Here is a 12,789-nt window from a genome sequence, read left to right on the forward strand (position 1 = left end):
GCATCGAGATTTCGCTCCTAACTATTACGCCATTTAACATACTAAAATTGTCATGTTAAATGGCAAAAAAACAACCACCTTAAACAACCACAGTTCAGAGTTACCCACTGAATTTGTGGATAACATTTATTTTAAGTTTATTTTCAATATCTTATAATTTTCAATAGGAAGAGTTAATAATTATTGTAATTTTATGAATTATTAATAAGTCGCTAAACATAAAAAGCCGCACTATTGCAGTGCGGCTTGGTGTTGCTATTAGTGTACTTACTCGGCACACCAATATTGTTACGCTTCGCCACTCATTACGTTGAGCTTGCCGTGTCCCACAATATTTGTGCGGACCGCTATATATTGGCGAAGAAGCAAATTTTTAAAAGGTGTCACTTACCAAATTGTTAACAACTAAGTAGTCACTTAGAAGCTTTTACATGTGTAGCTTTTACGTATGTAGCTTTTACGTGTGTAATTTTTACGGTGTTACTTTGTTGCTCTTACATGTATTACTTTGTCTACTTTTCACATGTTGCGCGATGCAACTGAGTGACTACCAATAACGGGTCTAAGAGGTCTATTAATAATCACTGATACCTGTATCCGTGAGTCTTTAAAAACAGCTCCAATCCTCCGTAAGCTCGAGTAACTATCTCAATACAGGTTAAGTTAAATATGGTAGATAAACGCCAATTAGGCAAATTCACATATAGAAAAAAATGCAAAAATAAACTCAAACGCTATTAACATCCTATTTATAAAACAAATTACCCAATTAAATATAGCAGCTAGAATCCTATTTATTACGCCCCCACACTCAAAAACTCCTCTTTCAACACCATCACTAAAATAAATAACACTAATTAATGTTGCACATACAACATTACTAAGTATACAATCGCCTCATAGTTTTGTTGTATAGGTAACAAAAGTGATGAAAACGAACATTTACTCTATTCTCTTATATACCGTAATCGGCTTCGCTTTATCATTATCAGCTTTCCTTTTAATGGCTGATAATGTGTCGCCATTTACCACACAAGCCACTTTCTATAAATCAGTGGTGAATATTGCTCCTGAAGTATCAGGAAATATCACCCATGTTTATATCAGTAACGGTCAACACGTTAATGCTAACCAACCTTTATTTTCTATTGATCCAAAGCCTTATCAAATTGCAGTCGATCAAGCACAAGCCGAATTGCAACAAGCAAAAGAAGCCAATATAGGAACATGGCAGCAACTCGTCGCTGCACAGCAAGTGGTACTACAGAAAAAAACATTGTGGAAAAATGCGCAAATTAAATTGGATCGCTACCAAGCATTAAGCCGTAAAGGGTTAACGACCCAACAAGAGCTTGATGATGCGATCAGTACTGCTGATGTCGCTAAAAGTGCTATTTCTGCCGCACAAGCTGATGTGCTAAAAATCAAAGCGACACTATCAGGTAAGGAAAACACCGCAGCCGTTGAACTCGCACAAGCAAAATTAGCACGCGCTGAATGGGATTTATCCAATACTACAGTTGTTGCACAGACAGCTGGCACTGTGAGCAATTTACAATTAGATGCAGGGACTTATGTTAATAAAGGTACCCCGATCCTTTTTCTTGTGAATGCAAAAAACAGTTGGCTAAGTGCGGACTTTAACGAAAAAGGCATTGCCCATTTACAACCTAAAAATCATGTATTGATCAGTTTTGATTCTCAACCTGGTCGAGTATTTAAAGGCGAAATAGAAAATCAAGATCGCGCTATTTTTGATGCGAGTAACCCATTAACACAACTATCAACCGTTACCAATGACTCACGTTGGATCCGTGAACAGCAAAAAATCCGTACTCGTATTGCTGTCAATGTACCGCAGCAAGATGTGATTTCAGGCTCTCGCGCAAGTGTCATTGTACTTAATGGTAATCCCGTATTAGATGTGCTCAGCAATGCTTGGATCCATGTCATCGCCCTGTTCCGCTACATCTACTAAGAAACCACTCAGGTGAGCAAAATATGAAACAGTTAATCAGTACAGATGCACTACGTACTAGCTTGATTGTGTGTATCTGTATGATGTTCGGAAAGCTTTTCCATGTAAATTCACATGTTTACTTTGCTTTATTTCCGATCATCATCGCAACGAAAGTAAAAGACTACAGTTGGAAAGGATTAAGCAAAACGTTCGCTTTGGTATTGCTCTCTGCTTACAGTGCGGTTTTCGTGTCTGAAGTTTTTAGTGATCACCCTTTTATTATTTGGACGATCAGTATCGTACTGTTCGACCAACTAAGAAAAAGGGCAGATTCTCCCGCTAAAGTGGGCGCATTGTTTATGCCGACAATTAACTGGATTTTAAATATTGTTTTTGCGCTACACACCAATATGGATATGCCGCAACGTTTACACGAAGTGGGGTTAGCGATTGTGGTTAGTATCTGTGTAACTAAGCTGTTTTTTTGGCTACTACCACCGAAACCAAAATCGGGCTTTTTCAAACCGAAAACAACCCCTGTCACCGCTCAACAACGCTTGATATCAGTGAGTTTGATTGGTTTAGGACTGGGTTTTTTAATGATTGTAAATCTCATTTCTGGCGCATTTTGTATGGTGCCAGTCATTGCAGCAGCAACTCAAACCAGTCGAGAAGCCTATTTAAAAATCGTTAAATCTCGTTTTATTACGCAAGTCGGCGGGTGTGCTATTGCGGCGATATTTATGTTACTTATCGCTGGTTATCAAAGTAATATTATTGTTTATGGTTTGGGGTTATTTGTACTGATTTACATGATCAGTCACAAAATTTATACCGATGAAGGGCCACACCAAGAGTTACATCCCGATATTTTGCTCGCAACCATGCTACCGATCCAACTTTATATGACCAACAGTGAGTTAGGATTAAGTAGTACTTTCCTTCGAGGATGGGAACTTAGCTGTACTTTAGGTATATTGGCTCTGTTTTATTTCATTACTACGGCGAAGAAACGTCATGTCACAGAACTACACTGATATCCCTTCTCTTAATGAGAGTGTCTCTTTTACGATGGGATTAGCCTACAAGCAATTTCGTAGTATTGCCAATTCAGCCTTGGCGACGGAATTTGATATTACGTTAGAAATGTTAGGTGCACTACGCGTGCTCAGTTATTTGGGCGAAGTGCCGCAGCAAGCTGTCTCCGATGCACTGCACCGTGAACGTTCAGTGACTAAACGTTTAATCGATAACTGTATTAAACGTGACTTAATCACCGTGCATAAATCAGAGCAAAACAAAAAAGCCCGCTATCTTGTGATTACTGATAAAGGTAAAGATATCGAGCAAAAAGCCACCGTATGTATTGCTAATCTCAATCAAGACTTCTTTGCGCCACTCACAAATGAAGAACGCGAACTTTTATTTAAAATTAACAAAAAATTGATCCGACAAGACATACTGGTCAATTCTTAACGCACACGCAGGATAAACACGATATGGATATTTTCGTTGTCGATACTTTTACCGACCAACATTTCAAAGGCAATTCTGCGGCAATCATGCCCGTTGCCACTTTTCCAGACGTCTCATTAATGCAGCGTATTGCTGCTGAAAATAACCTGTCTGAAACGGCGTTTATTAAACCAACGGGCGATAATACTTATGCGATCCGTTGGTTTTCTCCTCTGACTGAAATTGACTTTTGTGGTCATGCAACGCTTGCCTCTGCCTTTGTTCTGTATCAGTTTTACCAGCTTAAAGGCGAGATCACTTTTACCACAGAGCAAGTTGGCACACTGACAGTAAAACAAGCCCCAAATGGCAATATTGAAATGAACTTCCCTTGCCAACCTGGTGAAGACGTTGAACCACCAGCCGCCTTACTCAAGGGATTATCTATTACGCCCACCAAGGTGCTAAAAAATCGCCAGGCCTATATTGCTGTTTTACCCAATGAACAAGCAGTACAAAATGTGGTTTGCGATGCAGAGCAGCTTAAACAGCTCGCCCCTCACGATATCGTTGTCACTGCACAATCGACACAATACGATTTTGTGTCTCGTTATTTCTGGCCAGCCAATGGCGGTTATGAAGATCCAGTGACAGGTTCAATCCACACAGCTTTAGCGCCATATTGGGCTAAACAGCTTGGTAAACGAGAATTAACCGCTTACCAAGCCTCACAACGAGGTGGGGTTTTACAGTGTAAAATGATCGATAATGATCGCATTATTATTGCCGGATCAGCGGTTTTATATCTGCGTGGAAAGGTATACTTATAGCGCGTGTATTCAATCTATAAAGGAGAGCAGGCGCTCTCCTTCTTGTCTTATTTCATTTCGCCATTATTGGCTGTAATCGTTTCTAAGTGCACGATCATCGGTCAAATATTCAATAAACTCGATCTCTAAATTGTTATCATCGATAAAATAAGCACTGCGACGATAAGGATGATCTGCACCCCAATGATCCACTTCATAACCGGCACTTTTCAGCTTTGCAACCACATCATCAATACGTTTAACCACAATACCAACATGCTTAATGCCTGATGCATTTCCCTGCCAATCAGGCACCTGACCTTCCCCCCCAGATCCTATCGCCACATAGCTCTCTTGATCGCCAATGTGATACCAATGCATTGGTTGACCAAACCAGTTATCAATTTTCCCTTCCCCGCGAATCGTCCATTCAGGTAACGCTGTTAATAAAAAATGAATCGTTTTTTCGGGCTGAGAGACTTTGATATTGATGTGTTCTACATATCCTTTCATTGTTTTTTCCTTCTTTTTTGAAAATATGTAAGCACTCTAATTCCTCAAGTAAACTTGAGGTCAAGAAGAAATAATGATGTATTGATTACTCAATAACTCGTTGATTAATATTTAGCGATCAGACTTTCCATTGACGCAGTGACATCCGATTTCACTTTCATGGGTTTGATCCACAACTTAGAAAAATCGCACCACCCATTGGCATTGATCTCCACACCTCGTATTTGCTCTGGTACCGAGAGGGTTAATCCTTCACGCTTTATTTCAAATAAAATATGCTGTTGCTCTAACCACGTCATTACATGACTAATCAGTGCTTGTTGACGTAAGACATCCTCTTCTATACGGATCGCAGCGATCTGCTGGTGTAAATAATCTTGCTGGGTAAAGGTCAATACCGATGGCCAGTGCGGATATAACGTTAAAAAAGCAAACCAACTGGTGTACTTGTTATCTTCCTTTCGTATTCCTAAAATCGACACATCAACGTCATCAAGAAACTGACCAAACTTTACTTCTTTCGTCTGCAATGTTTCAGGCTTATCAAAATAGGACATTAACTGTTTTGAATACTCTCGACATTCGCGATTATTCTCATGACTTATCGTATAAACCGGATAATTCTCACCAGCTTGATTCTGATCGCCTAACAATGCCGCTGCTAGATTTTGTTTAACATCTTGCGTTTGTAATTGCTTATTTGTAATCAAGCAATAGAACGAGCCGACATAATCACAGGCCGTCTCATACACATTTGAACTGTCATTTAAAAAGAAAAAGTTCTGATAACACTTTTTTCTTTCTGCCCAACTCTCGTGGATCCAAAATTCAATTTTCTCAATTAATGCTGACGTACGGTTATATTGTGAAAAGCGTTGCAAGCGTATTAATTTGTTCGAATTTACCGCTAACAAGAAAGGTCCTGAGCCAATGGCTCTAAAATGTGATTCATTAGCAAATACGAACTGTTTTGGCATGATCGCAGTTTCAGCACGACACAATAATTTAATAAAAAGAGGATCTGGAGTAGATAAATGAATTTCAACCACATCAAAAGAAACGGCAATGACCTTTTTGATATGATCATACAATCGTTGCCATTGCGCTGAATGGATAAGCCCGTTAAAACTTGCAACAACATCATCCGCCGTCAGAACAGATAAATCATGAAACTGAGTTTCAGGACGCAGATAGAAAGTCCAAACGGTATGATTGCTATTACTTTCCCAAAAATGAGCAAGATCACCTGTCAGCTTATTCGCTTTTTCTTCAACTAACGTTTGATAAATCTCAGAGATAAAGTGGCGCTCAGTACGCTCGGTAATAAAATGGGGATGTAACGTTTTCATACAACGATGAAAAGGCGCCAGGATCGTGTTGTGTTTTTCTGTCACCGCTTGTGATAAATATTGCCATAAGCCAGCGGCGGTATCTCTTCCATTAAACCCCACCAGCTTATAAACCAAATCGAGATTGCTGTTGTCATTCGCTTTATCAATCTCTTTATGGCATGCCTGTATCGGTTCCAGTAAACAATTGAGGATCCCTTTATTACCTCGCCCCACAGTAGGTGACCACGTTAACCAACCTAATGTTGTCATTTGATTTAATAACGTTCTCGCATGACGCTCACTGCAATGAAGGTAAGCGGCGATCTCTACAATAGTGACCTTGCTTTTACCAGGACCGACACGATTAAATATATTTTCATATAGTTCCAGTTTTCGTCGGCTCATACAAAGAGATCCTTACATTACTTTAGATAATCATCATTAAACTTCTTTTGCTGGCGAAGCGTTAATGGCCTAGCTTTAGAAAACTGCTCTGAACCAAAAATAGTGTTCAACCTTTCTAATCGCTGTGCAGGACTAATATATATCAAACGAGCAAGCCATCCGTTTTTTTTATCGTGACGTTTTGATGCGTTAATGATTTCTTTAATTTGGTTATAAAATTTCATGATTTCACTCCTGTTATTTGATGATTTTATTTTAGGAGCTTTACGCCATTTAAAAACGGAACAAAAAAAGAGACTGTTCCGGTTTTAAACGACACAAAATATTTATCTCTTTAAGTATTCGAAGACGCACATACTATCCCCCCTCACAACATTTTTGAGATATCGAGCATAATTTAAGAAAAAACAAAGCAAATCATCACTATTAGTTACATAGTATCGTGCCCTTGTCACACTTATTTATCACTAAATAGGTACTATGCTGCTCGACGCTTTACCGCCTAAATTCCTTTCAACAATATGGATTATTGAATGAAACTAATTAAGACTCTTGCTGCTGTTGCTATTTCATCTGCTCTTCTTACTGGCTGTGTATTTGAGAGCAATGATGATGTTATCCCTGTTAACAACGTTTCTATTGCTACATTCAACTTATCATTCGACCGTTTTACGTTTGAACAACTGGTCGATGAAATGCTTACCACGCCTTCAGAGCAACAAACATTAGTCGATGGGTTTAATGCAAATACGCTAAGTGAAGCCGACAAAGCGAAAGCACTAAAGATCATTCAAATCAGAAACATTGCAGCCATTATTCAAAGCCAACGTCCTGATATTATTTTACTGGCTGAATACAATAACGACGGTACTGGTGATGATCTTACCGCTTTAAATGGATTCCAAAATAACTACTTAGCGGTAGGACAAAGCCTTAATAGCATTGATGGCGGCGATACGTTATCACCCATTCACTACCCGTTTAGCCAAAGTTATGCCACGAACACAGGTTTAATGAGCGGCTTAGATCTTAATAACGACGGTAAAGTAAATAGCGGTCCAAATGATGCGTGGGGCTTTGGTCAATATCATGGTCAGTATGCGTTTGCGCTTATGTCTCAATTTAAAATTGATGATGCGAATACCCGTACATTCCAAACCTTTAAGTGGAAAGACTTACCAACGGCAACGAACCCAACGATTACTAACTGCAACGATGATAAAAATAAAATTCCGGCAGGTATGAGTTGTGGTGATAACTGGTACACCGATACTGAATGGAATCAAGTCCGTTTATCATCGAAAAACCATGTTGATGCACCCGTTATCATTCCGACAGCATCAGGCGAGCAAGTGGTACATATTTTAATGTCGCACCCAACGCCACCGGTATTTGACACAGTGACAGAAAACAATAAACAAAAAAACCGCGATGAAATTCAATTCTGGACCGATTACATTGATGGTGCAGAGTTTATTTATGATGACAAAGGCACAAAAGGCGGTTTAGCTGATAATGCCAAGTTTGTGATTGTGGGTGATCTTAATGCCGATCCTGAAGCGGGTGACGGTTTTATCGAAACCATTGATACCCTATTAAAGCACCAGCGTGTGAATCAAGAAGCCACTAATGGCGCTTACGTTCCGACAAGCTTTGGTGCTGAATACTGCTTCCCAAGTGGTGAATGTCGCCAAGATAACCCACACCCAGAGCGCATAACCAGTACGTTTGGTTTACAAGTGGATCACGCTATCCCATCAAGTAATCTAAACATTGTTGATTCTGGTGTTTACTGGCCAGCACCGAATGAAGCTGGATACTTACTGATGAACGATGAACGCATTGGTAAAGGAAAAGGCAAAGATATTTCTTCCGACCACCGTATGGTGTGGCTAAAGGCAAGCTTTAACTGATTCGCCCTTTATTTAAAAAGCCGATCGTAAGATCGGCTTTTCTTGTCAACATGGTTCTGACGAGAAACAATCAAAACATAAGAAATACCCTCGATTAACGCCATTCACTCTTATTTGATATTTACTTAGATAAAGTCAATATTTCCGTAGTACGAGTTTATAACTTCATTTCTTAAATAAGTTGCGATAGCACAATGCTCATCTATATTTTTCATATTTTGACGGTTTAGGCATCAAGCCTATTAATAATGAAAGCTAAAGCTATTTAAAAAAATTAATTTTTATGTTTGCACTTTTACAGTAAATATAAACTAACATTATTACATTTATCTATTATATTAAATGATATTCACTTTAATTTAATGAGGTAAAGCAATGAGTAACGATGAATTACTTCCACTCTATATTGTTATTTCTTTGGTGTTATTCCTGTTTTTCATCATATTTTTATATATTCAACTTTCTATTAAAGCGAAAAAAGACGGTGTGATTGGCAACTGTTGTGTCAATCAGATAAAAGACAAGACAACGGAACTGTCTGAAAAGAGCAAGAAAAAAAATAAGGGGTAATACTCGCTGTTGTGCAATCCCAGCATCGACTATCACGATTGAGCAATAAATAAATGGCAAATATTCATGTGGTTAATATTGCTGCCAGAGAGCTCTGTTTTACCAAAGCGGCATCATATTTAACTGTATCTCAAAGTGCGGTAAGCCATCGAATTAAATATTTAGAGTTAGGATTAATTAAAAAAGATATAACTGGCTTATAAGCTGCAACATTTATACATCGAACACAATCGAAAGCGTGGCCCTCATAGCTAACAGTAAATAATAGTGATATTGATTATTACCGAAAAACCTATCGCTTTAATCACCGTAACTTGTATATAACAGCAGCAATAAACTCATTAGGCATTACTATCGGACGCCAACAGTTAATAAAAAACCATTAGCAACAGGCCAACTTGTGACCCCCTTTTCAGCGATAGCATCAGATTTAAGCTACTATATTGCCTACATGAAAGGAATGTAAACACGGCCTAAATATCGAGCCTTTAAAAGCTAGCTGCAAGAACAAATAACGATGTAATGTGGAGAATCAAATGGAATTGAGTGTAGGACAAGTTGCGAAACGCGCAGGCGTGAGTGTTTCGGCATTACATTTTTACGAACAAAAAGAACTCATTCTTAGTTATAGAACCGCGAGCAATCAGCGCCGTTATAAGCGCTCTGTTCTGCGCCGTATAGCGGTAATTAAAGCAGCGCAAAATGTTGGCTTAACATTACAAGAAATCAAGCAAGCCTTGGCGCATATTCCCTTAAACGAAAATGTGAAAAAAGAACAATGGGAACAACTTTCAACCCTTTGGCATCAAAAGCTTGAAGATAAAATGCATGAGTTAAAACAACTTCAAACTCAGTTAGGCAGTTGTATTCAGTGTGGCTGTTTATCAATGGAAAGTTGTGCGCTATATAACAATAACGACAGCAATGGGATCATGACGGCAGGCGCGAAGCTTAGCATCCAACACACCTCTGACTAGCCCATATTGATAGTCAAAGAATTACGTAAAGTGGAGACCGTCAATTTCCCTCGGTAATAAAGCAAGCGCAAAGTCGCTTGGTAGTTAGGGTACGACAGAATCGCTAGATGATCACAATGCACCGTTGGCACTTCATAAATCAGAAGTGCCCCATTTCTTGTTAGAACTATTACTCATTCATATTGTATTAACGTGATTTTTGATTAGTTTCTATTGTTTATTTTTTATCTCATATAACGAATTATGCTGATTTTATCTATTGAATTTCGTTTTTAATAAGACTGAATAAAGGCATTTCTTAATTTCAAAAAGCGTTATGAGCCGAAAATAACATCGAGCTTATATTTAAAAGGAATTAATTGTTGCTGATAGTTATGAGCTCATGTAAAAAATAACTCAAATTATAATATGGAGTTGAGTTATATGGGATTAGTTGTACGTCAGGTGACTTTGGATGATGCTGAAGGGATCACAAATGTTCTCAACCCAATCATTGTTGAAGGTTTATACACTGTATTGGATACGACCTTTACACCTGAAGAAGAGAAAGATTTTATTACTCACTTCCCAGAGAATGGAGTGTTTACAGTTGCTTTTTCCGAGAGTGACTCAAAGGTTATTGGATTTCAAAATATCGAGCCGTTCGCACAATATACAAAATCTTTTGATCACGTAGGCATTATTGGTACTTTTGTTTGTGAAAGTGCTCGTGGTAAAGGTATCTCTAAACAGCTTTTTAACTCGACTTTCGAAGTTGCAAAACAAAAGGGTTATGAAAAGCTATTCGCGTACGTTCGTAGCGATAATGAGCGAGCTTTAACTGCTTACCTTAAACAAGGGTTTGAAGTTGTTGGTACTGCAAAAAAACATGCAAAAGTTCGTGGGGAGTATGTAGATGAAATCCTTATTGAAAAGTTTCTTTAGGCTTTGAGCTGTAAAGAAAAAGAGAAGGATATGTGTCGCTCAGCGGCACATATTCGAAGTGAAATGTAAGCCTAAATAGAGCAAATCACCTAAGCAGTTTCTGTCCAAAAATGAGCAAGTTATCATGGCTATACCATGCATTAATTAGCTCAAATCTTTCTAACATTAAAATTTTGGGCAAATTATTGCCTAGCCACTTTATTCTTTATAATGATTCAAATTCAACAAACTTCTCAATTTACATGGCTAACTCTCTCACATGGCTATCTCCGCCAACAGAATTTAATCGTCATGACAGCTTAGTAAAACAGGCTGAACGCGCTAAGCAATCTGAACTAGCCAAAGAAGCTAGGGCGAAAAAAACACTTGAAGAAATTGAGCGAATCAATGCTAAAAGTTCACTCAAGCATGAACAACTAATGAATGATATCTCTGGGAATGAAGTGTTTACTGGGCAATGTACACTTCAAGAAGAATTAGAAAAGAATCATCAAGCTGTGTTGCTTCTCACTGAAGAAGATTCATTCCATACCATTAAAAACTTGATTGATGATCGATATCATCAAAAAGGTCAAATACCATCAACATTGATTCTGAAAGATATTGATAAAACGAAAACATGGGCCGAATACTTAGCAACTGGTTTTGGGGCTGTTAAGTTAGCCCAAGCCTTTGGCGATTTTGGTGTGACAGCGCGATATTCAGTGATTAAAGGGAAAACACGTGTATCAATTGCCACTCGAAATAATGGACAGCAGATGTTACGGCATGTTCTTATTAAAGGAATGCGTTTCAAGGTTAATGGAAAAAAGACCTATGCGATAGATAATCCGAAAGTTGTTCAATTAGGGATAGCGCCAACGCAGCGTATTAGTGCGGGTTTAAAAGCTGGTACTATGACCATGATTATTTCAGCCGCTATAAATACTAATGATCTAATTTTTAATGATGATTATGATTTTTATGATTGGTTCGGAAATGTAGGGACTGACTTCATTAAAACTGCTATCGCACTTTATGGAGCGGAATTTATTGTTGGAATGTTTGTTGCTGTTGGCAGTGGAGCAATTGCAATTGTAGCAATTGCAGCAATTTCTATCGGTCTAAGTCTTATTCTTGATAGATTCTTTGAAGTTAAAAACGTATCAGGAGAATTGACTAATGCGCTTAGAAAAATGCAATCATAATGATGAAGTGGTATCGATAATAACCAAGATAAAATTTTTCTTTATCTGTGTTTTTTTTACTGCTGGGTCTTGTTGGTTGTTATCTTCATGGATAGATACATTAAGTTCTGCTTATAACCTATCTCCTATCATTAAGTTATCAATTGGAGATGCACTTGGTGGCATCATGATTATTGGTTTAGTGATACATGCGTGGTCTATGTTTTTTACTATAATAAAAACAGGAAAGGCAACAAAATACTCATGGTCAAAAAGAAAAATAAAAGTACAAAATAGAATAATGTTATTTTTCTTTATCGTCAGTTTTATTGTTACAGCCCTCACCTATTTTATTATCAATGATCGACTTTTGTCTGAAGGGTACTCAGTCAAAACGAAGTACACTAATATGGGCGTATATAAGACCTATACAAAGAACTAAAATAACCAATGAGTACTGTAAGAATAAATACAGTATTCTTTTCGCCACCACGAATTAGATCTCTTTAATAGAATTACTGTTAAATGACCGCCCATAGTGGCGGTCTTTTTATACCCTAAAGTTACTTCATTAAAAAATTATCAATACTTTTTCTAGTACCTACCAGCTTAAAGAGGGCAAATTGACTAACTCGTTTCTGTCCGTGCGACCTGAAGTCGTATGAAGCGTTGTTCACCGCTTTATGAGTGAACCGTCTGTATCACCAGATGAACCTACGAGCCTGAATAAAGCAGCGGCTCGGACAATGTAACGAAACTTGGCCGT

Annotated in this window: 14 protein-coding genes; 11 read left to right on the forward strand and 3 right to left on the reverse strand. The window is 38.2% G+C overall.

Annotated elements, in window-relative coordinates:
• Positions 1–928: 928 nt before the first annotated feature.
• The 4 genes from C9J38_RS12700 to C9J38_RS12715 are packed head-to-tail and all read left to right on the forward strand — an operon-like array spanning position 929 to position 4,245.
• Positions 929–1,978: an HlyD family secretion protein gene (locus tag C9J38_RS12700; RefSeq protein WP_107207422.1), complete on the forward strand. Its 1,050-nt coding sequence runs from the start codon at positions 929–931 to the stop codon at positions 1,976–1,978.
• Positions 1,979–2,001: 23 nt separating this feature from the next.
• Positions 2,002–2,997, forward strand: a complete 996-nt coding sequence (locus C9J38_RS12705) for a DUF2955 domain-containing protein (protein WP_107207423.1) — start codon at positions 2,002–2,004, stop codon at positions 2,995–2,997.
• Positions 2,978–3,436: a MarR family winged helix-turn-helix transcriptional regulator gene (locus tag C9J38_RS12710; RefSeq protein WP_107207424.1), complete on the forward strand. Its 459-nt coding sequence runs from the start codon at positions 2,978–2,980 to the stop codon at positions 3,434–3,436. Before C9J38_RS12705 ends, C9J38_RS12710 begins: the two co-directional genes overlap by 20 nt.
• 23 nt (positions 3,437–3,459) lie before the next feature.
• Positions 3,460–4,245, forward strand: a complete 786-nt coding sequence (locus C9J38_RS12715) for a PhzF family phenazine biosynthesis protein (protein WP_107207425.1) — start codon at positions 3,460–3,462, stop codon at positions 4,243–4,245.
• Positions 4,246–4,308: 63 nt separating this feature from the next.
• Here the strand turns inward: C9J38_RS12715 and C9J38_RS12720 are convergent, their stop codons facing one another.
• From C9J38_RS12720 to C9J38_RS12730, 3 genes are all read right to left on the reverse strand, one after another.
• On the reverse strand, positions 4,309–4,737 hold the full coding sequence (locus tag C9J38_RS12720; RefSeq protein ID WP_107207426.1) for a VOC family protein: 429 nt from the start codon (positions 4,735–4,737) through the stop codon (positions 4,309–4,311).
• Between the two features lie 104 nt (positions 4,738–4,841).
• The gene (locus tag C9J38_RS12725; RefSeq protein WP_107207427.1) at positions 4,842–6,473 is read right to left on the reverse strand and encodes an ABC transporter substrate-binding protein; all 1,632 of its coding nucleotides are present in this window, start codon (positions 6,471–6,473) and stop codon (positions 4,842–4,844) included.
• A gap of 17 nt (positions 6,474–6,490) precedes the next feature.
• Positions 6,491–6,697 (reverse strand): hypothetical protein, encoded by a 207-nt coding sequence (locus tag C9J38_RS12730; RefSeq protein ID WP_107207428.1) that lies wholly within the window; start codon positions 6,695–6,697, stop codon positions 6,491–6,493.
• Positions 6,698–7,006: 309 nt separating this feature from the next.
• Here C9J38_RS12730 and C9J38_RS12735 point away from each other — a divergent pair, with 309 nt between their 5' ends.
• From C9J38_RS12735 to C9J38_RS12765, 7 genes are all read left to right on the forward strand, one after another.
• Complete coding sequence (locus C9J38_RS12735) at positions 7,007–8,386, forward strand: endonuclease/exonuclease/phosphatase family protein (RefSeq protein WP_107207429.1); 1,380 nt, start codon at positions 7,007–7,009, stop codon at positions 8,384–8,386.
• Between the two features lie 375 nt (positions 8,387–8,761).
• Positions 8,762–8,956, forward strand: a complete 195-nt coding sequence (locus tag C9J38_RS12740; RefSeq protein WP_107207430.1) for a hypothetical protein — start codon at positions 8,762–8,764, stop codon at positions 8,954–8,956.
• A 53-nt stretch (positions 8,957–9,009) separates the two neighbouring features.
• Positions 9,010–9,159, forward strand: a complete 150-nt coding sequence (locus tag C9J38_RS22040; RefSeq protein WP_233217704.1) for a LysR family transcriptional regulator — start codon at positions 9,010–9,012, stop codon at positions 9,157–9,159.
• Between the two features lie 333 nt (positions 9,160–9,492).
• The gene (gene soxR / locus C9J38_RS12750) at positions 9,493–9,933 is read left to right on the forward strand and encodes a redox-sensitive transcriptional activator SoxR (RefSeq protein WP_107207431.1); all 441 of its coding nucleotides are present in this window, start codon (positions 9,493–9,495) and stop codon (positions 9,931–9,933) included.
• 423 nt (positions 9,934–10,356) lie between these two features.
• Positions 10,357–10,857, forward strand: coding sequence for a GNAT family N-acetyltransferase (locus C9J38_RS12755; protein ID WP_107207432.1), 501 nt, complete (start codon positions 10,357–10,359; stop codon positions 10,855–10,857).
• Positions 10,858–10,967: 110 nt separating this feature from the next.
• A complete protein-coding gene (locus C9J38_RS12760; RefSeq protein ID WP_107207433.1) occupies positions 10,968–12,044 on the forward strand; it encodes a hypothetical protein in 1,077 nt (358 codons plus the stop codon).
• Positions 12,019–12,465, forward strand: a complete 447-nt coding sequence (locus C9J38_RS12765) for a hypothetical protein (RefSeq protein WP_107207434.1) — start codon at positions 12,019–12,021, stop codon at positions 12,463–12,465. The genes C9J38_RS12760 and C9J38_RS12765 overlap by 26 nt, the downstream gene beginning before the upstream one ends.
• Positions 12,466–12,789: the final 324 nt, after the last annotated feature.

This window comes from Photobacterium sp. GB-210 (genome assembly GCF_003026075.1).
In the GTDB taxonomy this organism is placed as follows: domain Bacteria; phylum Pseudomonadota; class Gammaproteobacteria; order Enterobacterales; family Vibrionaceae; genus Photobacterium.

What these genes read in the sequence shown, in the direction of transcription:
- C9J38_RS12700 (WP_107207422.1), top strand. Translation starts at nt 929, where the DNA reads ATGAAAACGAACATTTACTCTATTCTCTTATATACCGTAATCGGCTTC.
- C9J38_RS12705 (WP_107207423.1), top strand. Translation starts at nt 2,002, where the DNA reads ATGAAACAGTTAATCAGTACAGATGCACTACGTACTAGCTTGATTGTG.
- C9J38_RS12710 (WP_107207424.1), top strand. Translation starts at nt 2,978, where the DNA reads ATGTCACAGAACTACACTGATATCCCTTCTCTTAATGAGAGTGTCTCT.
- C9J38_RS12715 (WP_107207425.1), top strand. Translation starts at nt 3,460, where the DNA reads ATGGATATTTTCGTTGTCGATACTTTTACCGACCAACATTTCAAAGGC.
- C9J38_RS12720 (WP_107207426.1), bottom strand. Translation starts at nt 4,737, where the DNA reads ATGAAAGGATATGTAGAACACATCAATATCAAAGTCTCTCAGCCCGAA.
- C9J38_RS12725 (WP_107207427.1), bottom strand. Translation starts at nt 6,473, where the DNA reads ATGAGCCGACGAAAACTGGAACTATATGAAAATATATTTAATCGTGTC.
- C9J38_RS12730 (WP_107207428.1), bottom strand. Translation starts at nt 6,697, where the DNA reads ATGAAATTTTATAACCAAATTAAAGAAATCATTAACGCATCAAAACGT.
- C9J38_RS12735 (WP_107207429.1), top strand. Translation starts at nt 7,007, where the DNA reads ATGAAACTAATTAAGACTCTTGCTGCTGTTGCTATTTCATCTGCTCTT.
- C9J38_RS12740 (WP_107207430.1), top strand. Translation starts at nt 8,762, where the DNA reads ATGAGTAACGATGAATTACTTCCACTCTATATTGTTATTTCTTTGGTG.
- C9J38_RS22040 (WP_233217704.1), top strand. Translation starts at nt 9,010, where the DNA reads ATGGCAAATATTCATGTGGTTAATATTGCTGCCAGAGAGCTCTGTTTT.
- soxR (WP_107207431.1), top strand. Translation starts at nt 9,493, where the DNA reads ATGGAATTGAGTGTAGGACAAGTTGCGAAACGCGCAGGCGTGAGTGTT.
- C9J38_RS12755 (WP_107207432.1), top strand. Translation starts at nt 10,357, where the DNA reads ATGGGATTAGTTGTACGTCAGGTGACTTTGGATGATGCTGAAGGGATC.
- C9J38_RS12760 (WP_107207433.1), top strand. Translation starts at nt 10,968, where the DNA reads ATGAGCAAGTTATCATGGCTATACCATGCATTAATTAGCTCAAATCTT.
- C9J38_RS12765 (WP_107207434.1), top strand. Translation starts at nt 12,019, where the DNA reads ATGCGCTTAGAAAAATGCAATCATAATGATGAAGTGGTATCGATAATA.